At 41.3% G+C, this 23,200-nt stretch carries 24 protein-coding genes and 1 pseudogene; 11 read left to right on the top strand and 14 right to left on the bottom strand.

Translation table 11 applies throughout. The features are described 5' to 3' along the window. Nucleotides 1-9: 9 nt before the first annotated feature. On the bottom strand, nt 10-792 hold the full coding sequence (locus D1367_RS24410; RefSeq protein WP_118168909.1) for an ABC transporter ATP-binding protein: 783 nt from the start codon (nt 790-792) through the stop codon (nt 10-12). Continuing rightward, nucleotides 782-1,915: a branched-chain amino acid ABC transporter permease gene (locus D1367_RS24405; protein ID WP_118168907.1), complete on the bottom strand. Its 1,134-nt coding sequence runs from the start codon at nt 1,913-1,915 to the stop codon at nt 782-784. Before D1367_RS24405 ends, D1367_RS24410 begins: the two co-directional genes overlap by 11 nt. An 807-nt stretch (nt 1,916-2,722) precedes the next feature. On the opposite strand from D1367_RS24405, the gene D1367_RS24400 reads away from it, so the two are divergent. The 3 genes from D1367_RS24400 to D1367_RS24390 all read left to right on the top strand — a co-directional run bounded on the left by D1367_RS24400 (nt 2,723) and on the right by D1367_RS24390 (nt 4,928). Next, entirely contained in the window at nt 2,723-2,920 is a 198-nt protein-coding gene (locus D1367_RS24400; protein ID WP_118168905.1) for a hypothetical protein, read from the top strand. A gap of 52 nt (nt 2,921-2,972) precedes the next feature. Beyond that, on the top strand, nt 2,973-3,230 hold the full coding sequence (locus tag D1367_RS24395; RefSeq protein WP_118168903.1) for a cytotoxic translational repressor of toxin-antitoxin stability system: 258 nt from the start codon (nt 2,973-2,975) through the stop codon (nt 3,228-3,230). 111 nt (nt 3,231-3,341) lie between these two features. Further along, nucleotides 3,342-4,928: a glucose-6-phosphate isomerase gene (locus D1367_RS24390; RefSeq protein ID WP_118168901.1), complete on the top strand. Its 1,587-nt coding sequence runs from the start codon at nt 3,342-3,344 to the stop codon at nt 4,926-4,928. 805 nt (nt 4,929-5,733) lie between these two features. On the opposite strand, the gene D1367_RS24385 is transcribed toward D1367_RS24390, so the two are convergent. Next, nucleotides 5,734-6,396, bottom strand: coding sequence for a Nif11-like leader peptide family natural product precursor (locus tag D1367_RS24385; protein ID WP_118168899.1), 663 nt, complete (start codon nt 6,394-6,396; stop codon nt 5,734-5,736). Nucleotides 6,397-6,877: 481 nt separating this feature from the next. Between D1367_RS24385 and D1367_RS24380 the strand changes: the two genes are divergently transcribed. The 3 genes from D1367_RS24380 (at nt 6,878) to D1367_RS24370 (ending at nt 8,318) form a co-directional block, all read left to right on the top strand. Further along, complete coding sequence (locus D1367_RS24380; protein ID WP_118168897.1) at nt 6,878-7,195, top strand: hypothetical protein; 318 nt, start codon at nt 6,878-6,880, stop codon at nt 7,193-7,195. Next, entirely contained in the window at nt 7,192-7,554 is a 363-nt protein-coding gene (locus D1367_RS24375) for an aspartyl protease (protein WP_118168895.1), read from the top strand. Before D1367_RS24380 ends, D1367_RS24375 begins: the two co-directional genes overlap by 4 nt. Before the next feature lie 506 nt (nt 7,555-8,060). Continuing rightward, on the top strand, nt 8,061-8,318 hold the full coding sequence (locus D1367_RS24370) for a ribbon-helix-helix domain-containing protein (RefSeq protein ID WP_118168893.1): 258 nt from the start codon (nt 8,061-8,063) through the stop codon (nt 8,316-8,318). Here D1367_RS24370 and D1367_RS24365 read toward each other — a convergent pair. From D1367_RS24365 to D1367_RS24355, 3 genes are read right to left on the bottom strand one after another with little or no spacing between them, the layout of a single operon-like run. Further along, nucleotides 8,304-9,860 (bottom strand): DUF1802 family protein, encoded by a 1,557-nt coding sequence (locus tag D1367_RS24365; protein ID WP_118168891.1) that lies wholly within the window; start codon nt 9,858-9,860, stop codon nt 8,304-8,306. The two genes, D1367_RS24370 and D1367_RS24365, sit on opposite strands and share 15 nt — an antisense overlap. Continuing rightward, nucleotides 9,853-11,820: an ATP-binding protein gene (locus D1367_RS24360; protein ID WP_118168889.1), complete on the bottom strand. Its 1,968-nt coding sequence runs from the start codon at nt 11,818-11,820 to the stop codon at nt 9,853-9,855. Before D1367_RS24360 ends, D1367_RS24365 begins: the two co-directional genes overlap by 8 nt. A gap of 48 nt (nt 11,821-11,868) precedes the next feature. Continuing rightward, complete coding sequence (locus D1367_RS24355) at nt 11,869-12,543, bottom strand: hypothetical protein (RefSeq protein ID WP_118168887.1); 675 nt, start codon at nt 12,541-12,543, stop codon at nt 11,869-11,871. 338 nt (nt 12,544-12,881) lie between these two features. Between D1367_RS24355 and D1367_RS24350 the strand changes: the two genes are divergently transcribed. Both D1367_RS24350 and D1367_RS24345 read left to right on the top strand, forming a co-directional pair. Further along, entirely contained in the window at nt 12,882-13,361 is a 480-nt protein-coding gene (locus tag D1367_RS24350; protein ID WP_118168885.1) for a hypothetical protein, read from the top strand. A 94-nt stretch (nt 13,362-13,455) separates the two neighbouring features. Beyond that, nucleotides 13,456-13,785 carry a translation initiation factor gene (locus D1367_RS24345; RefSeq protein ID WP_118168884.1) on the top strand — a complete coding sequence of 110 codons (330 nt, stop codon included), beginning with the start codon at nt 13,456-13,458 and terminating at the stop codon, nt 13,783-13,785. A gap of 221 nt (nt 13,786-14,006) precedes the next feature. Here the strand turns inward: D1367_RS24345 and mdh are convergent, their stop codons facing one another. From mdh to D1367_RS24320, 5 genes are all read right to left on the bottom strand, one after another. Continuing rightward, the gene (gene mdh, locus D1367_RS24340; RefSeq protein WP_118171641.1) at nt 14,007-14,984 is read right to left on the bottom strand and encodes a malate dehydrogenase; all 978 of its coding nucleotides are present in this window, start codon (nt 14,982-14,984) and stop codon (nt 14,007-14,009) included. 111 nt (nt 14,985-15,095) lie between these two features. Then, nucleotides 15,096-15,311 (bottom strand): NAD(P)H-quinone oxidoreductase subunit O, encoded by a 216-nt coding sequence (gene ndhO, locus D1367_RS24335; RefSeq protein ID WP_118168882.1) that lies wholly within the window; start codon nt 15,309-15,311, stop codon nt 15,096-15,098. Between the two features lie 199 nt (nt 15,312-15,510). Beyond that, nucleotides 15,511-16,416 (bottom strand): DNA-formamidopyrimidine glycosylase, encoded by a 906-nt coding sequence (locus D1367_RS24330; protein ID WP_118168880.1) that lies wholly within the window; start codon nt 16,414-16,416, stop codon nt 15,511-15,513. A gap of 250 nt (nt 16,417-16,666) precedes the next feature. After that, nucleotides 16,667-16,882 carry a photosystem I reaction center subunit IV gene (locus D1367_RS24325; RefSeq protein WP_094349537.1) on the bottom strand — a complete coding sequence of 72 codons (216 nt, stop codon included), beginning with the start codon at nt 16,880-16,882 and terminating at the stop codon, nt 16,667-16,669. A gap of 314 nt (nt 16,883-17,196) precedes the next feature. After that, nucleotides 17,197-17,781, bottom strand: coding sequence for a PAP/fibrillin family protein (locus D1367_RS24320; RefSeq protein WP_118168878.1), 585 nt, complete (start codon nt 17,779-17,781; stop codon nt 17,197-17,199). 242 nt (nt 17,782-18,023) lie between these two features. On the opposite strand from D1367_RS24320, the gene D1367_RS24315 reads away from it, so the two are divergent. Together D1367_RS24315 and mraY are read left to right on the top strand one after the other, a co-directional pair. Then, complete coding sequence (locus tag D1367_RS24315) at nt 18,024-18,260, top strand: DUF3134 domain-containing protein (RefSeq protein ID WP_118168876.1); 237 nt, start codon at nt 18,024-18,026, stop codon at nt 18,258-18,260. 216 nt (nt 18,261-18,476) lie between these two features. Next, complete coding sequence (mraY, locus tag D1367_RS24310; protein ID WP_118168874.1) at nt 18,477-19,580, top strand: phospho-N-acetylmuramoyl-pentapeptide-transferase; 1,104 nt, start codon at nt 18,477-18,479, stop codon at nt 19,578-19,580. A 347-nt stretch (nt 19,581-19,927) separates the two neighbouring features. Here mraY and D1367_RS24305 read toward each other — a convergent pair whose 3' ends face one another. The 3 genes from D1367_RS24305 to psb28 all read right to left on the bottom strand — a co-directional run bounded on the left by D1367_RS24305 (nt 19,928) and on the right by psb28 (nt 22,875). After that, entirely contained in the window at nt 19,928-21,679 is a 1,752-nt protein-coding gene (locus tag D1367_RS24305) for a diguanylate cyclase domain-containing protein (protein ID WP_118168872.1), read from the bottom strand. A 273-nt stretch (nt 21,680-21,952) separates the two neighbouring features. After that, nucleotides 21,953-22,456 (bottom strand): MogA/MoaB family molybdenum cofactor biosynthesis protein, encoded by a 504-nt coding sequence (locus D1367_RS24300; protein ID WP_118168870.1) that lies wholly within the window; start codon nt 22,454-22,456, stop codon nt 21,953-21,955. 77 nt (nt 22,457-22,533) lie between these two features. Further along, nucleotides 22,534-22,875 carry a photosystem II reaction center protein Psb28 gene (gene psb28, locus D1367_RS24295; protein ID WP_118168868.1) on the bottom strand — a complete coding sequence of 114 codons (342 nt, stop codon included), beginning with the start codon at nt 22,873-22,875 and terminating at the stop codon, nt 22,534-22,536. Nucleotides 22,876-23,104: 229 nt separating this feature from the next. Here psb28 and D1367_RS32405 point away from each other — a divergent pair. Then, nucleotides 23,105-23,188: pseudogene (locus D1367_RS32405) on the top strand (Rpn family recombination-promoting nuclease/putative transposase); the annotation flags it as partial. Nucleotides 23,189-23,200 lie beyond the last annotated feature (12 nt).

Raw genomic sequence — 23,200 nt, 5'->3', positions numbered from 1 at the left:
CATATAAGTTTATTTTCCCAAATAAGCTTCTAGAACTTTGGGATTAGTTTGAATTTCTGTGGGTGTCCCGTCAGCTAAATTCTGCCCTTCGGCAAGTACCCAAACGCGATCGCACAATGACATAATCACATCCATATTGTGTTCGATAATCAAAAAAGTCATGTTATCTTGACGGTTCCAAGTGATAATGCGATCGCAAATATCATCAATCAGTTTTGGATTCACACCAGCAGCCGGTTCATCCAACAAAATTAACTTGGGATTAGTCATCAACGCCCGCCCCATTTCCAGCAGTTTGCGTTGCCCACCAGACAAGCCACCAGCATAATCGTGTGCTTTTTTTGCCAAGCCCACTGATTCTAATAGAAACATTGCCCGTTCTTCGAGTTCCTTTTCTTCCTTAGCGACGATATGCGGTTGCAATTGCACTTGCCAAAAATTTTCACCCGTTTGTTTTTGCGCCGCCAGCAGCATATTTTCTAACACCGACAACCGCGAGAGAGTCCGTGCAACCTGAAAAGTGCGGATTACTCCCTGTTGGGCGATTTGATATGGTTGTAATTTGTGAATCGGTTCGCCGTCAAAAATGACTCGTCCCTTATCTGGGCGAATGAAGTTTGAGAGTAAGTTAAATAAAGTGGTTTTACCAGCACCATTGGGGCCAATCAAGCCCGTAATGCTGCCTTTAGCAACTTCGATTTTCGCCTCATTAACTGCTTTGATACCACCAAAGCTTTTAGAAAGTCCAGTGGCTGCCAAAAGTGGAAGTGGCGATGAATAGTCATTTACCAAGAGTAAGTTCCTCCTTTTTCCCTAAGATACCTTGAGGACGCCAAATCATCAGTACCATCAAAATTAGTCCGATTACCATGATCCGAAATGCACCCAAACGGGCTTCATCAAGGGGGACGATTCTGGGTAAGACTTCTCGCGTGAGTGCATCGTAAGCAAAGAAAATTACCGCACCTAAGATTGTGCCAACGTTATTACCAGAACCACCTAAAATCACCATAATCCAAGTGTCAAAGGTGATTTGAGGTTGAAAGTTATCAGGGTAAATAGCGCCCAGTTGCCAAGCGAAGAAAGCACCAGCGATACCTGCGATCGCACCCCCTAACATGAGAGATTGTAATTTATACCAAAAGACATTTTTTCCCAGCGCCTTGGGAATTTCTTCATCTTCACGGATGGCTTTGAGAATTCTACCCCAAGGCGATCGCACCAAAATTTCTAAGCGCCAGTATACAAATGCTAAAACCAACAGCAATACCAGCATTAAACCCGCTTTTGGGTTGTAATTATATAATCCAATTACCCCAGAAATATAAATCGCTGCTGCCAAAACAGCTAACACAATTCCTACACCCAAACGCGACGCAAATTCTTGTTTGTTAGTTGTCCTTTTAGCTAAATCAGTAGTCCGAGATATTTGGGTAGTACGAATCCATCGCCATAACGTAAAGAAAGTTATAGCAGCTAGCAGTGTTAAAATCCCAATCATTCCTAATCTGACAAACAAATTCGGCTCTGTGGATAGGGGTATAGAATAACTTTGCACACCAAACGCCCCAGAAATCCAGGTGTCACCCACAGGTAATTCCTGATTATTCACCACCAAACGAATTAATTCCCCTGTACCAATAGTGACAATTGACAGATAATCTTCTCGCAAGCGGAGAGTTGCAAAACCAATTACCAAACCTAACAAGGCGGCGACAATTGCGCCAGCTACTGCCGATATCAGTAGGGGTACGCCCTTTAAGCTTAACAATACGGTTGTATATGCTCCCAGAGTCATGAAAGCAATATGACCAAAGTTAATTAACCCCGTAAAGCCCCACTGTAAATTGAGTCCTAGTGCGAATAGAGCAAAAAGTGCTGTAGAAATTGCTAAGAAAATGAGATAGTCAACCATTTTAAGGAGTTAGGAGTTAGGAGTTAGGAGTTGGGAGTTGGGAGTTAGGAGTGAGGAGTTAGGAGTTGGGAGTTGGGAGTTGGGAGTTGGGAGTTAGGAGTTAGGAGTTGGGAGTTGGGAGTTAGGAATTTCTAACAAATAAATTATCCAATCTTGTAGGGTGGACATCTTGCACCTGCTCAATCTCCCGCCAAGAAATAAATTTCACAGGCTTTTAGCCTAAGTCCACTTAAGTAGACTCTCATGGATACCAGCTAGTAATCGAGTTTAGTCCTCTTGAGAGGACTTAAGGGAACTCCAAAAAATAAATTATTCCACATTCAAGTCGTTGACTGTTGACTGTTGACTGTTGACTGTTGACTGAAAACTCGTGAACCGTCAACGGTCAACAGTGAACAATAGCAATGGAATATTTTTTTATTTGGAAGTCCCTAAGTCGAGTTACAGCAGATTTCAGGTAAATGAAGTACATATAGCGGTTCTCGTTTACGTGAGGTACACCCGTAGGGGCACGGCACTGCCGTGCCCTTACACCTCGTGATAGAATGTTGTACCGCATCTGAATGGGAACCGCTATATATAAAACCCAAAACCTTGTAGAGACGAAGAAAAGCTACGTCTCTACGTGTATTCGATTAGAGCGCAATCTGCTGTAAAAGGCTCAACATTCGAGTTCAGAGGCTCAATTTTCGAGTTCCCAGAAACTTCTCTGCCCCTTGCGAATAAATTTTAGCGTAGCTTGAGCGGAGCTAATTTTATGGGAATACTATTTATTGTTGGTGTTTGCTGGTAGGGAATAATTGACGTATGAATTTGCTGCGACTGAGAATGCATCACTTAATCGAGCAGTTAGGTGATGACGATTTGCAAGACATTTGGGACGTTCTCGAAGCTTTACATTACGACTTTTATATGCTCAAAGCGATACAAGAAGTCAAGCGATCGCAGCAACCGTGGGATATCTTAACCCATGAAGAAGCGGTAAGACTGTTGATGTTTTTCTAATTCAGCAGCGCTTTCTTTTCTGGCCCCTCAAGTTTGGTTAAGGTAACGCCTAGTGAGTCTGGAAATGCGCTATGCAAGGTCTTTTTTGCTAGACCTGAAGAATTTAGAACCTGCCGCCTACGAGCAGGTGTATGATTTTGTCTTTATTGAGTTAGCCCAAAAGTGGCAGTTGAGCGATTTAAAAGAACTACGACAGCTTGATCGTGAAGGCATTTTTCACCGTTTTACCCTGGATAATTACCTGATTGGTATAGAAATCAGGGGTGAGATTGTGAAATTTCTGCGTGTCATCCCTATGCCAGATGTTTAAAGTCAAGAGTCAAGGGAACACTTAAAACTGTAAACTGTATAATGCTAGGCAGGGATCGCTATAACCTTACATTAAACTGGTTTTGAAAAACACTTTATTTGAGATTTCCCTATGGATGCTAGGGCACTTTGGCAAAGATACCAAAACTGGTTATATTTCCACGAGGGATTAGGACTTTACTTAGATGTGAGTCGAATGCGGTTCGATGATGCCTTTGTGGATTCGTTGCGGCCGAAGTTTGACAAGGCGTTTGCGGATATGGCTGAACTGGAGAAAGGTGCGATCGCAAATCCCGACGAGAATCGCATGGTTGGACACTACTGGCTGCGAAATCCTGATTTAGCGCCAGCTCCAGAACTTACACAAGAAATTGTCCAAACTTTAGAACAAATCGAAGCCTTTGCGGAAAAAGTCCAAACAGGTGCTATTCATCCTCCCAGAGCAAGCCGCTTTACGGATATTATCTCTATTGGCATTGGTGGTTCTGCTCTCGGCCCCCAATTCGTCGCGGAAGCTCTCGCTCCTGATTTCCCACCCCTGAAACTTCACTTTATCGATAATAACGATCCAGCAGGTATCGATCGCGTTATCAATCATCTACGAAATAGCCTCGCCAGCACTTTGGTTTTGGTAATCTCCAAATCTGGAGGAACGCCGGAACCTCGTAACGGCATGATTGAAGTTAAAAAAGCCTACGCCGGACACAATTTGGAATTTGCTCAATATGCGGTAGCAATTACCAGCGTTGACAGCAACCTCGATAAACTGGCCAAAGACGAAGGTTGGCTGGCCAGATTTCCCATGTATGACTGGGTAGGAGGACGCACCTCAGAAATGTCTGCTGTGGGGCTAGTACCAGCCGCATTGCAGGGCATTGATGTTCACGCCATCCTAGATGGCGCAAAAGAAATGGATGACGCTACCCGCGTCCCAGATGTGAAAAATAACCCAGCAGCGTTACTTGCTTTGTCTTGGTACTTTGCTGGTAACGGAAAGGGCGAAAAAGATATGGTTGTCCTACCTTACAAGGACAGCTTATTTTTATTCAGTCGCTATTTGCAACAGCTGGTGATGGAATCCTTGGGCAAGGAAAAAGACTTAGACGGCAATGTTGTCTATCAAGGTATCGCCGTTTATGGCAACAAAGGCTCAACAGATCAACACGCTTACGTTCAGCAGTTGCGTGAGGGTGTAGCGAATTTCTTTGCTACCTTCATCGAAGTGTTGGAAGATCGTCAGGGGCCATCTACTGAAATAGATCCAGGAGTTACATCAGGCGATTATCTTTCCGGTTTTCTCCAAGGAACCCGACAAGCGCTTTATGAAAATCACCGCGATTCGATTACAGTCACCATTCCCCAAGTTAACCCCCGAACTGTAGGGGCATTAATTGCTTTGTATGAACGTGCTGTTGGTTTATACGCTAGCTTAGTCAACGTCAACGCCTACCATCAACCAGGCGTAGAAGCTGGTAAAAAAGCAGCCGCCTCCATTCTAGATTTGCAAACACGAGTGTTAGCAGTGCTGCAAAAAGAAAAAGCTCCTATTTCTCTTGATGAACTCGCAGAGAAAGCAGGCGCATCAGAACAAGTTGAGGCAATTTACAAGATTTTGCGTCATATCCATGCCAATCAGCGAGGTGTGGTTTTGCAAGGTGATCTTCAGAAACCAGGCAGTTTAACCGTTTCTGCTAGCTGATAGCTCTAGTCTACATATCACATTTTTTCCCTAATTGTTGTATCAGCAACAATTTTTATTGTGAAGCATCCTAGATAGAGGTTTTATCTTCCATCTAGGATGCTTCACTATATAATTCGTAATTCATAATTCGTAATTCGTAATTCGTAATTCGTAATTCGTAATTCGTAATTAAACCACGTCTATCTTGAAACCTGTAGTTCTTCTCTGATGAAAAGGATTTGCCCTCATCCCCCAACCTATCCCCCATATCTGGGATTCGGGGAGCTAGAATTTCAAAGTCCCTCTCCCATATCTGGGAGAGGGATTTAGGGTGAGGGCGAAAACTAAGTAGTCAGACAGAATTAATTACACAATGTCATTGCGAATGGAGCGAAGCGGAATGAAGCAATCGCAAGGGCTGGGATTGCTTCGCTTCTCTACGAGACGCTGCGCGAACGCTCGCAATGACTGTAAATATTTTTGTCCGACTACCTATGGTTCTCAACTTAGATGAGGTTTAAGAGCATGTTTTAAAACGATATGCTTGGGTTAAGGCTTAACTCTTTGTCAAAGTCAATTTTTTTAACGTAGATGCAAAGCGGTGAAGCAGCGCGGTCTTCTCACATTGGGAGAGGCTTCCGCCAACGCAAAGCGTCTCCAAAAGTTGGGAGTTTGTTTCCCCATAAGCTACTGCACCAAGACAGAGGGCTTGCCCTCTGGCTACCGCAAAGAACGCAAAGGAAGAGAAGGAAAAAATGCTTAACTGAACGTATTGTCTTTTAAAAATCCTTTTAATTACGAATTACGAATTACGAATTACGAATTATGAATTACTACTTACCAAGAGGCGTTGATTAAAATAGCTCTTGGGTAGGAAACAGCGATCGAGTAAAAAAGGATTGTTGGTATCTCCAGATAATAAATTACCCGGCTTCTCTCGATGACAGAATGCTGGGACAATTCCCCAGTCTTCTGCTAGCCAAATCCAGTATCCTATTTCAATTCTGCCGTAGTTTGAACCTGTGAGAATCTCCCCAACACTATTGTTGATGGACACTAATTCTGACGATGATTTGATTTCAATTAACAACCAAGCTAACTCTTCTACAGAAAAGTAATAGTTATTTTCGGCTGCTATTTTGACGAACTGCTGCGGATCTTTAGCTATGAGCAATTCTTCTTTAAGAGATGGCATTTTTTGTGCCAAATCAAAAAGATCCCAAATCTGTCTTCTCGTCACAAGAAACCAGCCAAGTTCTTCTGCCGTCAAATTGTAACCATTGTCTGTTGCTAACTTCAGAAATGGCTCAAGGCTATCGGTTTCTGCTAGTTGACTTTTCAATTGGAAAGTTTGCTCTACTAACGACAAAAAATCAATAATCTTTTCCCATGTAACTTTGTCAAAACTTTTGTTAAGTTTTATTTTTTCTTTCCAATAAATGTATTTTTCTTCTTTAAGAAAGAAATTCCAAATTTGGTAATACATGGCTCATCTCCACCTAAGTTTAAAACTTGTTATGGGTTAGTTATTAATGAACACCAGTGTAGTCAGTATAATCTGTTCCTTCGACAGTACTAAATCTCTTACATCATGTAAATGAAGTTACATAGTGGCTAAGTATAAAATTTTTGTAAAGTTTATCACTATAAATAAAAGATACTGAAGAAAAAAGGAAGATAGCGATTGGGGAAGGCTGCGCGATCGCTGGTTATTACTTCTCATAAAATAAAATTAAGTCAAGAGATAGTATTAATTATTTATAAATGAATAAACCCCAAAACAACTCGTACTCTAGTTATTTTTAAACGTAGGCTTACCGCAGAGGCGCAGAGAACGCAGAGGTAAGAAAAGAGATATATTGTATTATTTTTAGTTAATAGGTAAATTACGGAGAAAGTAAAAGCGATCGCCTTTATCTTTCTGTCAAATAAAGTTAAGGCAGCATTAATAAATAGGGTTAATTACTATGACTGAATCAACTGCAAAACAACCTGCACGTAGAGGCAGAATTTTTCCAGAGCGTACTTTAACACCAGAAGAACTTGCTAGACGTAAAGCTGAAGATGAGTTATTTTATCGGCGTTGTAGGGAAATTTTTGAGCGTGTACGTCCCGATTTGATTAAGGAACACTACGGCTGGTATATTGCAGTGGAGCCAGATAGTGGTGATTACTTAATTGATGCAGATAGAATGCAAGCTCATAAAAAATCCCTTGAAAAATACTCAAATAGTAGACATTGTGTATTCTGTTTAAATGAAACGGGAACAACTGGCACAATATGATTAAGGGGGACTTTGGAGACAATGGGCAACTATTTTTTGAAATTGATTTGATTACATCTGATGGATTAGATTTGCCTGTAGATGCTATGTTGGATACTGGTTTTACAGGCTTTCTCGCTATTAACAAACAAGATTTAGAGGGTCTAGACTGGTTTTATATCGGTGAGGAATCTCTACGAACTGCTAAGGGAGAATCAAGATTTGATATTTATTTAGGCAAGTTGATATTAAACGAACAAGAGTATGAAATTAATGTTTATGTGGGCAATGAAATTACGGAAGTATTGTTAGGTTCAGAGTGGCTAAAAATTCTGCCGTTGGTGGTGAATTATCAGGCTGGTATATTAACTTTAGGATAACTGCGATCGCAGTTATAGCGGTTCCCATTCAGATGCGGTAGAACATTATATCGCGGGGTGTAGGGGCACGGCAGTGCCTATAGGTGTCAACTTAAGCTAAAAATAGCTTATCTGTTGGCTTCCACGCCCGCCTGGGAATAAATTCCAAGGCTCATAGCTAAAGTCTACTGAAGTAGACTAAAGATTTTTCGTATTATTTAGTCATCAATAGAAGACTTTCGCTATTATTCTTGGAACTTCAGTTCCTTGCGGGACATGGCTTTTACGTTAAGTTGACACCAATGGGCAGTGCCGTGCCCCTACGAGTGTACCTCACGTAAAGGAGAAGTGCTATATTTTTAAATGAACAGCAGATTACACAGATAAAGCATAGGTAAAAAATAAATTTATTATCTTTAGTTAATAAGTAAATCGCGGAGAAAGTAAAAGCGATCGCTATTCAATTAATCTAAATTTAAATGTTGTTAAAATAAGCTTAAAGCTGTCAATAAACTAGAATATAAATCATGAATATCCAAATTAAACCTGAACTAGAGCAAATTATCCAAGCACAAATTGCTACAGGTAGATATGCAAATCCTGAAGAAGTGATTAGTAAAGCATTGAAGTTGCTATTAGAGTGGGAAAAAGGTTATCAGCAGTGGGTGGAAGAAACACGCGAAAAAGTTGAAGTTGCTATTGAGCAACTGGATAGAGGGGAAGGTATTGATGGAGAAGTTGTAGTTGAACAATTGCGAGATAAACTATCTTTAGTTAATAGGTAAATCGCGGAGAAAGTAAAAGCGATCGCTATTCCAATCACTACCTTTAATTCGTCCTAAATAGCCTGTTAAGGGTGAAGAAAGTTCTATCAGTAAATCATGAACTGCTTCATCATTTAACCGGGGATTATGAGTAGCATTGTAATGAACACGAATTTCTGTAACTATGAAACTCTGATGTGTAGCTTTTGCAGTTTCGTTGTCTTGTTCAGAGAGTTCTTTGACGGCTGTGAGAATCTGCGATCGGAACTTAATCTCTTTTTCAGCTTTATCGATATATTCATCAATTTTATAGTCAATTTGCCCAGGTTCTAAATATTGTTTTAATTCGACTAAGTTAATAGCACCTGGATATTTTACTTTTAATTCAACGAGTTTTTGTAGAGTCATTACATTTATAATACTGATTTGAGATATCTGAGCAGATTCTTTCAGATTTTTAGTTGGTTGACCTGGGCCAATAATCAACCGCATAGCTTGAAGATAATTTTCTTTAAGATGCCTTTTACCAATCCTATCTAATTCTTCTACTGCACGATCAGGAATGCTTTTACCTGCTTTACATTCGCATACAAGAGGATAAGGTTGTGAGCAAAACAAGTCTAAGCCACCTGCACCACCTTTGTAGTCTTCTTCAACCTTGAATCCTAAAAAATCAAGGCTACGACGTGCGATGATTTCAAAGTCTGTACCAGCTTGGTAGTTGCTTTTACCCTCATCTTTTTCGATGCTGCGATCGCCCAATTTTGCAATATCATTTATCCAAGTTAAATTTGCATCGGGTTGCTTAATTAGCTTGTCACTACTCCAACCCAAAAATACTTTGATATCGTCGTCTAATTGTTTAGCTGCTGGTTGGCTAATGGTCAGGGATGCGATCGCACTCTGCAATTCTTCTAATTCAGGATGCAGCGCGGGTTCTAGCTTTTCTAATTGGCGTTTGCGTTCGGTGAAGGTGCGATCGTTTATTACTGGGTTGGCTTCAGAAACACCAATATTAGGTAAACCCACAAATTTACCTAATTTTTCTTGAATGTTCGCATTAGCTGTAACTTCACATAATTGAGGTAAATGATAAACTCGCAAGTAAGCCAAAAAAATATGCGGTTGTTTTTGTAATAGTGCCTCAAATACTTCTGGTTTCCATATTGTTAGCTGAGACAAAATATCTAAATTTTTAGTTTTATCAAGTATTTGGCAATGTTCACATCTAGCCCAAGCTTTAATTAAAGCTGTCTTATGAGATAAGAGGGATAATTTTAACTGTTCTTCATTTTTAAGTAAGCTTATTTGCTTAGGTTGTAATAAAATCCCTTGACTATTTAACTGTGTCAAAGCATTTTGAGCAATAGGCAAAAAGTTTGGGTGGTAGCATTGCTCAATTGAAAGCTGATTTGTGGAATAATCAAGGGGGTAAAGAGCGAATTTTTGCCCAGGATTAAGCAATTTACGAGGCATGGCTGCAATCATTCGCCCTTCTATTAAAGCTTCAATATCAGGAGCAGATAGACATAGAGCGTTATAAATCAAAACTGATTCATTCATGATTACTAAATAACTTGCTCAATTCATCAGAGTCATCTGCTTCACTTATATTTGAAGGATTAAGTAAATCATTTATTAGTTGGATATCTTCCTCCTCTTCATTAACGGTAGGCATATTACCAGATGGGTTACTTAAAATCTCTCTAAGTAATAGATTATCAACTGTAATGTTCTTCTTTAAAATGATATCTAAAATTTCTTCATCTGTTAGTTTATAAGCTAGCCGCTTTTGATAAACAGCTAAAATTGCTATCAATGGGCGAATTTGCTCCTCTATCAAATCGACGTGTTCTCCACCTCTTTTTAATACAAGCTCGTCAAGTAACTTATATGCAGATGAATTATTATTCATCTGTTTTATCTTAGATTGTGAACGAACTAAACAGCCACGAGTAAGATCATACTTTTCGTAGTCGATTAACCATTTTAATCCTGCGGTTAATGTAACTTGAGAAGACTGTATTACAGCTACACCGATTTTTAGTTTTTTCCCGTTTTCATTTCCGATAACTTTGAAATTTATATACTTTACATAGTATGTCTTGGGTTGGACATCATTTGTCACTTCTTCAATCATTACTCCTTCTAAAATCTTACCTTTCAAAGTTCCAAAACCAAAATAGATAGCATCAGCAATTAGCTCACTATTCTCTAGGTAATCTCCAATATCTGCTTCACTTTCCCTTTTCAATGCCAGTTCAAATCTATCAAATGGATCAGATGGAAGTGGTTCTTCATAAATCTTAAAGTTATCTGCACACCATCGTAGAGCTTCTCTTACACTTGGTTTACTTACTTTGCCATATTCCCTCAGCTTACTTTCTTCAAATGGGTAGAGTGGATGAGGAGGAATTAAATTTTTTGAACTGTAATACTCTTGCAGCCAAGCAGTAACTAATTCAACTATAGAATCGCCACTAACGTTTTTTAATTCCAGTGGTTTTCTTTGTGTATATTTTGAAATTCTGTCAGGTGTACCACCTGATAGAGAGTTTACTTGATCTCTCCATGTTTCGGATAACATTACTGTGAGAATAATAACACCTTGACTAAGTTCAGAGTTTTCGAGAGTATCATGGAGAATTTTAACAAAATTAGCGATTATGCTTGCTGTTGGCAACCCATCATCAGTAGAGTTGTTAATAACATCTATTTCGTCAAAACAAATGACGACAGGGTTATAGAAACTAACCAAATTCAAAATTTGCTGAATATTTCTGAGAGCTTCAGCTTCTCTATCTTGATTAGTTTTATTAGGATTAGGCAATCCCAACTCATCAGCATTAGATTTCGCTAACTCTTTACCAGATAACCATTGAATTGCAAAAGTTGCTTGAGTTTCTGAAAGCGTCCACAAAATAGCTCGTAGAATATAGGGATCTGCATTGGGTTTATTTTTGAGAACTTGTTTTTGCAGAGCATTCATTAAGTTTTTATTTTGAGCCAAACTATTTGCATAAACTTGGTCAAATTTTTTGACTAACTCTTCTGGAGTGGGAGAATTATCACTTCTACCTTCGTGTGCCATAGCGGTGGCTATTTCCTGCCACTGCATTACTTTTTGGCTACCAGTTTTACTCAGACTATTTGCCAAGGTTTGCTGGAATTGGTACTTAACTAAATTTAAGTCTGTATAATTATTACCGCCTGCATAGACGAATAAAGCACCACCTTTTTTTTCCAGATGATGACGAATGCGACTGAGAATGTGGGTTTTCCCAACCCCCTTTTGTGCAGTTATGGCAATTGAAGTCACTTTGTCTTGACTAGATTGGCTTGTTCGCACAAATTCAATTGCCTCAAAAACTTTATTAGAAGCATGGGCATTTAGAGTTGCGACATCAGGGAATCCTTTTCCCCAGACATCCTGTTCTTTAACAATGCCATCATTGGTAAACGGATTATGATTTTGAATGGCGGCATTGACAGCTTCTATGGAAGAAACGAAGGTATTTGTCATAGTGATTTGATATGGTGCGAGAAATTACAAAGAGTGCGGGCAATTTGATTAAATCAAGCGTTTGGCGTAAGAACGTAGTTCTGCACCAGGTATAGATATTGAATCTTCACGTTTATCAGGGGTAAAGTCTGGTACTTCTCCAGTCATCAGCTGCAAAATGTCATCAGCTTGCATTTCCAGTAGCCACTCACTGAATTCTGTACGACTCACTTGATCGCCTATTTCTCTCCTGATACGATAAATTGGTACGAGATCATCTAAGTTGTAGTTTTGGTTCAACTTGTCGTAGACTTCCAACGCCACCGACTTAAACTCGTCGTAAGATGCGATTCCTTTGGAAAGCTCCACGATCGCACCTTTCCCATTAACCAGTACATCTGCACCAGCCACCGCAACATCAATCTGACTAATCCACCTCACCAACGCATTCGCCGCCCAAGTACCGACAATCGTCCCTTCAAACTTAAACTCGCCACTTCTCAAACCCTCACCCAACACCTCTAAACCCTTGCCAGATGTCAGAGAATATCCCTTTGTGGAAATTGCGATCGCACCTTGATTCTGCAATTCTTCAAGTGAACCCTGATAATCTGCTACCTTCTGACTTTTTGATACAATTCGCTTAGTGAGTAGACCCTTCTTAACTTCCTGCTGCGTTCCTCCCAAATCCCACAAAGCCAAAAGGAGACGAGTTCTAGTTTGGGCTGTATTTTTTGATGTCATATTGAATATACTTTTTGGCAAAAATCATGATAGTAACTGTATCTTTTTAATTTATTTATCCCGAAAAACTAACCGAGAAATTGCTGAATATTTCCGCGTTTAGGCTAAATTGATGAATAAAAAATCAACAATATATTTCCTTCGGATGAATGCAGTTTCTCTCGAAGGCAGGATGGAATACTTGAGAAAATCGATCATCATAACAGTGAAACGCTGTAGCTGTGCAGTTGTAAATTAAGTGGTATATGTTCTTTCAATTCCAGGTGAAATAACAGGAATTCCAACTTTGTATTTGCAACAGCAAGGCTTTTAGTAAATACAGGTGATGACGAAATCCGATGAACACAGTATATAAAGAACGTAAAATAGTTTCGCGTCTATTTGCAGTGCTGCTTTCCGCATTGCTAACCGTACCCTTGCTGAGTAGCTGCGGAGGCGGTTCCAAAACTGCTACACCACCACCGGTTGATGATACCGTTGGTAGAACAGTGAGCGATCGCCAAACCGAAGCTAAGAAAGGATTGGGTACAGGGCAAAAAGTGGCAATTTTGGCAGGTGCTGCGGCACTTTATTACATGTACAACCAACATAAGAATGCTCCGAAAGAAGGAGCGCAAGGTAAGTACTATCTTTCTAAGAACGGGCGTGTATACTACCGCGATGCTGAAAATCGCGCTCATTGGGTAACTCCACCATCAGAAGGAATTCGAGTACCAGAATCTCAAGCACAACAATATCGGCAATTCCAAGGCTATAACGGCAACACTTCAGGTCGCGATCTAACTGGCATAAGTTCATCCGCAGCTCCAGCCCTCTAGATAGCGAAGCGTGTGTAAATAAGAAAGCGGGTTTCCCGGAGGATAACGCCTTTCGCGCACGTCGGAAACACAAACTTAAATCAGGAGACAGATTATGGTAGATGAATTTTTCCGAAAGGCGAAGGATCTCTTGTTGGGAAATAACGGCGATCAAGCTGAAGATGCTGAATACCGCGATCGCAATGTCCGTCCAGCCAGCGAAGATCCCTACGGCGACCCCGCAGATCCGGCATCTTACGGCAACGTGATTCCAGCCAGTCAAGACCCCTATGGCGACCCCGCAGATATCGCGTCTTATGGCAACGTTCGCCCAGCTAGCGAAGACCCTTACGGCGACCCCGCAGACCAAGGGGAGTTTGGTAACGTCCGTCCAGCTAGCGAAGACCCCTACGGCGACCCCGCAGATGAGGATTCCCGCCGCTAACGCGAAACCTAACCCCCTAGCCCCCTTCCCTACTAGGTAAGGGGGAGAATTCAAACTCGCATTTAACCTGAACTAAAGTTCAAGTTTTTCCCTCTCCGACTCGGAGAGGGACGGTTTTACGTAGTAAAACCAGGGAGAGGTTTCTTTATATAAGCATTAACGAATTACGAATTACGAATTACGAATTACGAATTACGAATTACGAATTACGAATTATTTGCTCACCCATTGTTACCCAAAATTTCCTGCGATCGCTCAATACTTTTACGCACAGATTGAGCCGAAATGTGCAAACCCTCTCTTTCGCGATCGCTGAGATTTAATTCCAAAATACTTTCAATTCCACCGCATCCCAACCGACAGGGAACACCAATCACAACATCTTCTAAACCGTATTCACCTTGCAGATACGCCGCCACAGGCAACAACCGCGACTGATTTAACAAAATCGATTCTACCATCACGCTAGTAGCCGATGCCGGAGCAAAAAAAGCACCACCCGTCTGCATCAATTCCACAATCTCTGCGCCACCGTTGCGAGTTCTTTCTACCAAGCGTTCAATTGTGGCTGCATCCAGCAATTCCGTGATGGGAATGCCGTTAACGGTAGCATAACGAGACAACGGAACCATTAAATCGCCGTGGCTACCCAAAACCATTGCTTTGACATCGGCAGGCAAAACCCCCAATTCTAGGGCAATGAAGGTTTCAAAACGGGCGGAATCTAACACACCAGCCATACCCATAATGCGATCGCGTGGTAAACCCGTTGCTTGCCAAGCCAAATAAGTCATCACATCCAACGGATTAGTGACGACAATAAAAATAGCATTAGGAGAATGAGCGATCGCATTCTTTGCCGCTTCCACCACAATCTTGGCATTAGTTTTCAGCAAATCATCCCGACTCATCCCTGGTTTGCGGGGAAGTCCGGCGGTAATTACCACAATTTGGGAACCAGATGTATCAGCATAATTGTTCGTGCCAATAATTTGACGATTATGTATTTCAATTCCCCTGGCTTCCATCAAATCCAGCGCCAAACCTTGAGGCATTCCCGCAATAATATCTAGTAAAATTACATCAGCCAGGTTTTTCTCCGCAACGCGTTGGGCTAAAGTACTGCCAACCCTACCTGCACCCACGATGGTGACACGAGGTAAATTACACACAATTGGGGAGTTAGGCGAAGAAGACATAATCATTCAAGAATTCACTTAACTGTTGACGGTTGACGGTTGACTGTTAACTGTTAACTGTTAACAGTTAACGTGAAATCCCATCCCCTTTTAGGGGTGGGATGAGCTTAATTATTTAAACTCTTCAAGCTGATCCACACGTAACCAAACATTTGGCGTTGGCACTTTCCCGAACTTAATCAGGGCATAATCACCTTTGATATCTACAATTTCGCCCTTGCTGTCAAACAAATAAGAAGGAAAGCGAGTATCACTGGCTTTTGCTTCCAGACTGTTTTCCAGTTTCTCGCGGATAGCGCGAACCATATCTCCTTTTTTGACTGCCATGAATTCCCCTCTCAAATTTCTAGATTAGACTTATCCGCATTTTAAAAGACTTCCGAGCTAAAAACTCCTAACTCTTGTACGATTAATCGCCTCTCTCCTGTACAGACGCGATTCATCGCCTCTCTCCTGTACAGACGCGATTCATCGCCTCTCTCTTGTACAGACGCGATTCATCGCCTCTCTCTTGTACAGACGCGATTCATCGCGTCTCTCCTGTTTGACACTGTGGGCAAAAGTGACTAGATCGCCCAGCTAACCTAATCCGCATAATTGGAGTATCACAAACTCGACAGGGTTTTCCAGCGCGGTTATAAACCCAGGCAACACCACCATAATTGCCATTGACACCCTTAACACTTAAGAAATTACTAAAAGTCGTACCGCCAGCCTCAATGCTGGTTTCTAAAACTTGAATTATCGCTGTTCGCAAACGCTCAATTTGCTTTAGCTGCAAATCTATACACAAAGTTTCAGGTAAAATTCCACTCTTAAACAGGGCTTCATCAGCATAAATGTTACCTAATCCCGCCACCACCGATTGATCAAGTAACGCAGTCTTAATCGGACGGCGGCGGTTTTGGAGTTTGCTTGCTAAATACTCGACAGTGAATTCCGGTGAAAATGGATCTGCTGCCAGTGTTGCCAAACCAGTCATAATACTTTCTACAGCAACACCAGGCGGAACCCACCACATTTTCCCGAAGGTACGCTGATCAACAAAGCGTAATTCCTGCTGTTCCCCAAAGAATAATCTAACCCGCGTGTGCTTATGTAATGGTTCATCTCGATGCACCCATAGTAGTTGACCGGTCATTCGCAGATGAACCCCTAGCCAGCCGGTTGATGAAGAGGAAGATGAGGAGGATGAGGGAGAAGTGGGGGAGAATTCGGCGAGGAGATATTTACCGCGACGATGCCAAGTAGCGATGGCTGCGCCAACCCCGGAGGGGTACGCATTCGTTTTAATTCCATCAACAAACTCACCAACAGAAAACGGGTAGGCGATGGTGCGATCGAGCAACACATCTCCACCCGTAATTTCTTGGTTAAGGGTCAATTGATTTAGGCCCCTTCGGACTGTTTCAACTTCAGGCAGTTCAGGCATTCAAACTGATTAAGCAAGCAATTTTGATGTACTTGGGCGTTGAATAAATAATGGATGGGGTAGTAACTTACACAGCCGTAATAGCTTGTATTACTACCCAAGAGAAACCGTAAATACCCGCAGGGCAGCTTCTCATAGATTAGGGTAGGCTTGGGTGAAAGATGAATGAACTGAAATTTTCAGACTTCATACTTCAGACTTCAGACTACCCTTCATCATCGCATCAAACAAGCCCCTTGTAGCTTTGCTGCTATTTTTTAGGTGCTTTAGCCTTTGGTGCTTCAACCTCGACTAATTCATCCTGGGCAAAGTTGTTGGTATTGATACCAGAGTAATTGACCTTTTCAAAGCGGACAATTACAGGGTATTTGATGCCGCTTTGGTCAATGGAAGCCACAGTTCCTAAATCCTGAAACCAGTAGGATTCAGGGCGGAGAATACGTACTTTAGAACCACGTTGAACCATGATTATTTTCCCTTTTAGTTATCAATTGCCAATCTAGAGGGCTAATTGATTTCACTCTACAACCTGAAGGTAGCAGCAAGAGTCTTTGTTAAGTTATTTGTCTGAATTGGGAGTAGGCAGTAGGGAGTAGGGAGTGGGGAGTGGGGAGTGGGAATTGGGATTGAATATTAATTATTCTTTCTCCCTCATCTCCCTCACCTCCCTTATCTCCCCCATTCCCTACTCCCCATTCCCCAAAAAACAGTATTATAACCTACTTGACAAGGCACACGTTATAGTGTACCTTCGTTCGCAAGCGTTTATTTTGTAGAAGCTTATGTTTTAGTTAAGACAAACACACTTCCCTCGTTACCTCTGCCAATCCGCAGATCGTTATCTATATAGGTGATATCTAACCAGCCTTGCTGTTTATCACTCTTGATTGCAAAATCAATTGCGGGAAATTTTCTACCTGCTTCAATTTGTTGGATAAAAGTTACCGGAGAATTGTATTCTATTAAACGTTGTAAGCCGATAATAGACCGCTCAAATTTTACTTGGACACGCCGACCTGAAACTGGCTCAAATTTAGCAGCAACGCTAACTAATCCTGACAAATAAGGTAAGCCATAAATCTCAGCTATGTTGTAAACACTGGCAGTATCCACCCGGATACACTGATAGATTTGACCCAGTTTGCACAAAGGTAGACCATCTAAGTTTAAAAGAGCCTTGCTGGTGGTGTATAGTAATCGCCAATTACCATCTAGCAAATTACTAGCTTCTACCGGATGGGGTGTAGGATTAAAATCTTCTAAATTGGCGATCGCAGCTAAGATAACCTGTTTCTGTAGCTCAGTCGCCAGTAGACCGCGATTTGTCCCAACGATCGCATCTATTAGAGCCGCTTTTTTGCTCATCGCCTGTCACCTCAAAAATCAGTCCTTTCCATCAGCATAAACAAGATATTCATGACCTATGTGTAAAGCCATAAAAATTACTACTAAATCGCTTGACATAAGCCTTATGCCTATTAAATAAAAAATTTCTATCTGAATGCGGATTTATCAATTAAAGCGTTGAAAAGATAACTAAATAAATCCGTGCCAAGTGATAGACTCTAAATGTCAACTTACGTAAACCTTTTCTTGTCCTCCTCGATATGTTGAACTCTCCATTACGTGAAGTACCCCGTAATCAGCGAGCTGATGTCATCCCCTTAAAACCAGAGTCCTCTTTGTTGGACTGGTTGCAAACCAACGACCGGATTATCGCGCGTGACGTTCACGAACCGGATTTTCAAAATGACGAAGTAGAAATAGACTCCCTAATGGGTATAGAAGATGGGATTGGCTACGACCTTGATGATGATGACGATATAGGAATCGCCGAGGATTAGCCTTTTCAGGCTAGTACCGTAAGGCGGAAGTCAAAAGTTACCCTTCGGCTTCGCTCAGGGTAAAAAAGTTAAAAGTCAAAAGTCAAAGAATCCGATTCGGCGCTTTTGCGCCATTTGAAATGGTATGTTTATTTCCGGTGTGCTGTGCTAAGGACTTGGTAGTATCCTTAGTTGCTGATATTGAATTTTATATGTGTGGAGTGAAGGGAAACTTTTGTGGACGCTAAACTATCTCCTGACCAAGGTTTAAATATTTCTGGAATCGCTCTAGCCTCTTTATTAACCGTAGGGCTAGCTACAACAGCATTTTTATTGGATTCGATGGCCAGTAGGCTACCCTGGCAAAGTATGTCATTAACCCTGCCACTACTTTTGTGTGCGTTGGGTTCAGGTGCCGTGGGCTATTGGGTAATACCCCTACTTCAAGCGCTCAAAACTGGACAAATAATTCGTGAAGATGGCCCCCAAGCCCATCTAAAAAAGGCAGGCACGCCAACAATGGGAGGTATATTTTTTATCCCTGTAGGTGTGATAATTGCCTGCATATTGTCTAACTTTGCTACAGACGTGCTTGCAGTTTCGGCTTTGACAATCAGCTATGGATTGATTGGCTGGCTCGATGATTGGCAAATTCTGCGCCGTAAATCAAATAAAGGTATATCTCCCCAAACGAAACTAGCTTTGCAAGTAGGTTTTGCGGCTGTGTTTTGTCTATGGCTGATGTTTAATCAACCTTCTAATATTACAAATATTGCTTTACCTTGGGTTAGCTTCACACTACCCTTAGGATTCCTCTTTTGGCCTTTAGCCGGTTTTGTACTAGTTGCAGAAAGTAATGCGACTAATTTAACAGATGGTATTGATGGCTTGGCAGCAGGAACAGTAGCGATCGCACTTTTGGCATTAGGTGCTTTAGTCGCCCCAACAGCACCAGGTTTGATGGTTTTCTGTGCTGCGTTAAGTGGTGGCTGCTTAGGTTTCTTAGCCCATAATCGTAACCCAGCCCGCGTTTTCATGGGAGATACTGGTTCTTTAGCACTGGGCGGCGCTTTAGCGGCTGTAGCCCTATTGACAAACACCCTAGTAGCTCTGTTCATTCTCAGTGGTATTTTCTTCGTAGAAACCCTTTCGGTGATGGCACAGGTAAGTTATTACAAAGCCACCAAAGGCCCCGATGGCAAAGGCAAGCGCCTCTTCAAAATGGCACCCTTACACCATCATTTAGAACTCACTGGCTGGTCAGAATTGCAAGTGGTTGGAGTATTTTATGTCATCGCTGCTATTTTGGCTGCCATTTGCTTGGCAATCGCTCCATTCTGAATCATGTTTTGAGAAAATAGTTCAATACAAAATGACAACTCCCACATCTCCAGGGAGTTGTTTTTTATCGAACAGAATTCATGAGTCAGGAGTCAGAATTCAGAATAGCTGAATTCTTCTTCAAGAATTATGAATTAGTACGCTTGGGTTAGCGCTAAAAACCTTGAAATGTGTAGGTTGGGGAGCCACAGCGCCCTTGCGGGTTTCCCCACTTGTTCGCTCTTAGCGTTCCCGCAGGGTAGCAAGTGGCGTTTGAGAAACGAAACCCAACATTTCGAGACTTTGTTGGGTTGCGCTTTGCTTAACCCAACCTACAATTTTCATAATTCTTGAAGAAGAATTATGAATTAATAATAACTGTTTACATATTCTATAACCCGATTCTTCCCTGTTCGCTTGGCCTCAAGCATCGCTTGATTTGCCCGATTCAGAAAATCCTTAACTGTAATCCCTGGTTCTGATACAGCTATTCCAAAAGAAGCGGTAATGCCTTCGAGAATGCGATCGCCGTCCCTCAATTGCATTTGTTGAACATCTATCCTAAGTTGTTCTACTCGCTTCCTAAGGTTTTCCAGTGTCATATTAGGCATCACAATCACAAATTCTTCACCACCCCATCTGCAAGCAATGTCAAAGGAGCGAATAGATTTTAATAGCAGTTTTGCTAATCCCTGGAGAACAATGTTGGCAGTCAAATGCCCATAGCGCGAGTTGTAAGATTTGAAGTTATCGATATCAAGGAAAACAACACTAACCGATTGCCCCGACCGTTCAGCCTCTGCTAGCCTCTGTTCCATCATGGTTTGCAAATAGTTTTGATTGAATAGTTGGGTCATTCCATCCCGCAAGCTATCATAGGTTAGACGTTGTTTTATCGATAGATTATTTAGTGCAATGGCTAAGGTTCTAGCAATAATCTCAGTAATTTGTTGAGCTTCTGGATTGATTTCTTCAGACGCATAGATATGTAAAATACCAATTACTTCGCCTTGTCCAAACAATGGAACACATAAATGTGTGCCGCTAACAGGCTCTTTTAAGTGATTGCATATTAGTCCTGAATTATGAGGCGATAAAAGGTTTAATTTTCCTCTCCGCAATGCCCAACATTCAGATAGGGAAAATATTTCTTTACTAGTTCTCTCATCTCCCCAAAAACTATTCATTTGAACATAATTCTTAGAATTAGCAATTATAAATATACAACCACTCATATTAGGAAACAGCTGAGAACAGGTTAAAGCGATCACTTTATATAACTCATCTTCAGACTCGCAGGAATAAAGCATATCCGCCATATCTGAGAGATATATAAGTTCTCGTTTTTTTGCTTCTAATTTCAGTGTTTTTTCTTCTAGCTGCCGATTTAGCTCGGTGAGCGATCGCTGTGCTTCTATAGATTCTGTAATATCGATACTAATGCCACCGATGCGGCAAGCGCCCGTTGCGCCATCGCTAAAAGGAAACTTAAACGATAGCCAGTAGCACGGCTGATCGCTACCAGGTATTTTAACCTCTTCAATCAGCTTTAAGGGGCGTAGAGTCTTCAAAACGATTTGATCGTTTTCCATAACCCGCCGTCCCTCTTCTGGATCTGCCAAGAATTCACTATCAGCTTTCCCCAACCATTCTTGTGAATCTACCGAAAATCTAGATTGTAGTTCCTGGTTATAATAAAGCACTCTAGATTGCTCATCTTTGATATAGGCACAAAACGGCCCCTGATCTAGAAATAGCCGTTGCATCTGCTGGCTGCGTTGAAGTTCGCGGCTATCTTCTTGAGATTTGGCGATCGCCTCTATAATTTGATAAGCGATTGGCATTAGGTAGAGTAAGGCACACAAGGAAACAAGCGCCATTAGATCAAGTACGCATAAGTGCAGCAGCGACACTGCCAGATGTGACTCAAAGATCGCCAGAAAGTGATGAAATCCGCAAAATAGTACGAATCCACCTGATAAGAAAAAGGCTAGCCAAAACTTATTCGGGATGGTTGCCTTAGTTTTGGCAAAGAAAACCCCTATTACTATGGGGATGCCAAAGTAGGAAAATGCAGTGATGCCGTGAGCAATTATGCAATTCCAGTAAATAGGCTCCATTGCTGATCTTATATTAAAATTTTATCCGTTTCACTATAATTCTTGATACCCTAAAAATGTAAGTATAAAAAGGATGATTTTAGTGACTTATGCCTTAGTTTTACAAAACTTTTTATAGTAACTATCTCAAACCTGCTCATTTTACCAAAGTCTTTGCGCTGTGGAGAGCCGATGGCTTTAGACATGGGGAAAATCGAAGTTATTAGTTATTAGTAGTTCTTCACAAACATTCGTGCTTTTTGATACTAATGACTAATGACCAATGACCAATGACTAATTACAAACTTGACTTACCAAGTGAGTCAGTTCGGGTAAAATCAATTTTTCCATCGCCAGCCGCACAGCATTGCTGGAACCAGGAAGCGAGAAAATTAATTTATCTTGATAAACACCAGCAACAGCGCGAGAAGCGATCGCCCGCGAACCAATTTCTTGATAACTTAAAAAACGGAATAACTCACCAAATCCCGGTAAGGTTTTCTCTAATAACTTTTCAATGGCATCATAAGTAGTATCTCTTGGTGCAATGCCTGTACCACCACTGAAAATTACAGCATTCAAATTTGAGCTTTTACCTAGATTTGCTATCTGCTCTTGAATTTGTGTTGGTTCATCTTTGATAATTGTGTAGGCTCCTACAGCATGGTTAGCAGCAAGGAGTAATTGCTGAATTAGCTGGCCACTTTTGTCTGTTTCAAAAGTGCGTGTATCGCTGACGGTAACTATGGCACAAGTTACCGTAATTTCAGGCGAGTCTGGGTGGGGTTGTGGCATTATAGCTTAGTCATGAACTTGTGATCTTGGATAATTGGGCATGACAACAATTACCGTGCCTATGCCCAATGCTCTATGCTCTATGCCTCATTTTTGCTCAGTCCCAGATCGTTTTCTTCAGCATACCGCTCCATAAAGCGCATGAAGCGCTCCCATTCTTGGGGAGATTTCATTATATAAAGTGCTTCTAATGCTTCCGGTTTCCCGTTGATAAATTTAGCTTTAACTTCACGGGTAATTATCTCTCCTTCTTGGTCAATCAGGTACATCCCGGTAATATCTTCGGTGCTACCTTGATCTAAAATCTTTGGATTCGTAAAAATAAACGTCGCTGTACCACTGTCACCAGTGCGCGATCGCGTCAAGCGCACCTCTGGAGTTACTTCTTCGTCAAGACCTCTAGAAAACTGGATTTTCGCCATGATGACTGAATTTAAACTTTTATGATGGTTAATTTAATATTCTCTCATCAATTAGAACACCACGGTCTAAAGGCTACTGTTATTCATCATTTTAGTGTATATACTTAAATTGCTTCTTTTTCAAGTAACAAAGTTACTAGGCCATAGTTTTCGATTGTAACTTGCATCATTGCACCAATTTTAGAGCGATGTCTACGACGGGCTAGCCTACAGGTGATAAAATCTTTTAATGTTCGATAACGTTTGTAAGTTCCTTGCTGAAACTTTCTCCAGTGACTTTGCCACTTGGCTGTTAGGAGAATCTATCACTCTCAGAGCTAATTTG

Origin of the sequence: Nostoc sphaeroides, from assembly GCF_003443655.1 — a bacterium.
GTDB lineage: Bacteria > Cyanobacteriota > Cyanobacteriia > Cyanobacteriales > Nostocaceae > Nostoc > Nostoc sphaeroides.
This window is presented reverse-complemented; position numbering and strand designations above follow the sequence as displayed.

What these genes read in the sequence shown, in the direction of transcription:
- D1367_RS24360 (WP_118168889.1), bottom strand. Translation starts at nt 11,820, where the DNA reads ATGACAAATACCTTCGTTTCTTCCATAGAAGCTGTCAATGCCGCCATT.
- ndhO (WP_118168882.1), bottom strand. Translation starts at nt 15,311, where the DNA reads ATGGCAGTCAAAAAAGGAGATATGGTTCGCGCTATCCGCGAGAAACTG.
- D1367_RS24390 (WP_118168901.1), top strand. Translation starts at nt 3,342, where the DNA reads ATGGATGCTAGGGCACTTTGGCAAAGATACCAAAACTGGTTATATTTC.
- D1367_RS24305 (WP_118168872.1), bottom strand. Translation starts at nt 21,679, where the DNA reads ATGGAGCCTATTTACTGGAATTGCATAATTGCTCACGGCATCACTGCA.
- D1367_RS24320 (WP_118168878.1), bottom strand. Translation starts at nt 17,781, where the DNA reads ATGAGCAAAAAAGCGGCTCTAATAGATGCGATCGTTGGGACAAATCGC.
- D1367_RS24325 (WP_094349537.1), bottom strand. Translation starts at nt 16,882, where the DNA reads ATGGTTCAACGTGGTTCTAAAGTACGTATTCTCCGCCCTGAATCCTAC.
- D1367_RS24315 (WP_118168876.1), top strand. Translation starts at nt 18,024, where the DNA reads ATGTTGAACTCTCCATTACGTGAAGTACCCCGTAATCAGCGAGCTGAT.
- mdh (WP_118171641.1), bottom strand. Translation starts at nt 14,984, where the DNA reads ATGTCTTCTTCGCCTAACTCCCCAATTGTGTGTAATTTACCTCGTGTC.
- D1367_RS24400 (WP_118168905.1), top strand. Translation starts at nt 2,723, where the DNA reads ATGAATTTGCTGCGACTGAGAATGCATCACTTAATCGAGCAGTTAGGT.
- D1367_RS24370 (WP_118168893.1), top strand. Translation starts at nt 8,061, where the DNA reads ATGAATATCCAAATTAAACCTGAACTAGAGCAAATTATCCAAGCACAA.
- D1367_RS24375 (WP_118168895.1), top strand. Translation starts at nt 7,192, where the DNA reads ATGATTAAGGGGGACTTTGGAGACAATGGGCAACTATTTTTTGAAATT.
- D1367_RS24350 (WP_118168885.1), top strand. Translation starts at nt 12,882, where the DNA reads ATGAACACAGTATATAAAGAACGTAAAATAGTTTCGCGTCTATTTGCA.
- psb28 (WP_118168868.1), bottom strand. Translation starts at nt 22,875, where the DNA reads ATGGCGAAAATCCAGTTTTCTAGAGGTCTTGACGAAGAAGTAACTCCA.
- D1367_RS24385 (WP_118168899.1), bottom strand. Translation starts at nt 6,396, where the DNA reads ATGTATTACCAAATTTGGAATTTCTTTCTTAAAGAAGAAAAATACATT.
- D1367_RS24345 (WP_118168884.1), top strand. Translation starts at nt 13,456, where the DNA reads ATGGTAGATGAATTTTTCCGAAAGGCGAAGGATCTCTTGTTGGGAAAT.
- D1367_RS24355 (WP_118168887.1), bottom strand. Translation starts at nt 12,543, where the DNA reads ATGACATCAAAAAATACAGCCCAAACTAGAACTCGTCTCCTTTTGGCT.
- D1367_RS24380 (WP_118168897.1), top strand. Translation starts at nt 6,878, where the DNA reads ATGACTGAATCAACTGCAAAACAACCTGCACGTAGAGGCAGAATTTTT.
- D1367_RS24405 (WP_118168907.1), bottom strand. Translation starts at nt 1,915, where the DNA reads ATGGTTGACTATCTCATTTTCTTAGCAATTTCTACAGCACTTTTTGCT.
- D1367_RS24365 (WP_118168891.1), bottom strand. Translation starts at nt 9,860, where the DNA reads ATGAATGAATCAGTTTTGATTTATAACGCTCTATGTCTATCTGCTCCT.
- D1367_RS24330 (WP_118168880.1), bottom strand. Translation starts at nt 16,416, where the DNA reads ATGCCTGAACTGCCTGAAGTTGAAACAGTCCGAAGGGGCCTAAATCAA.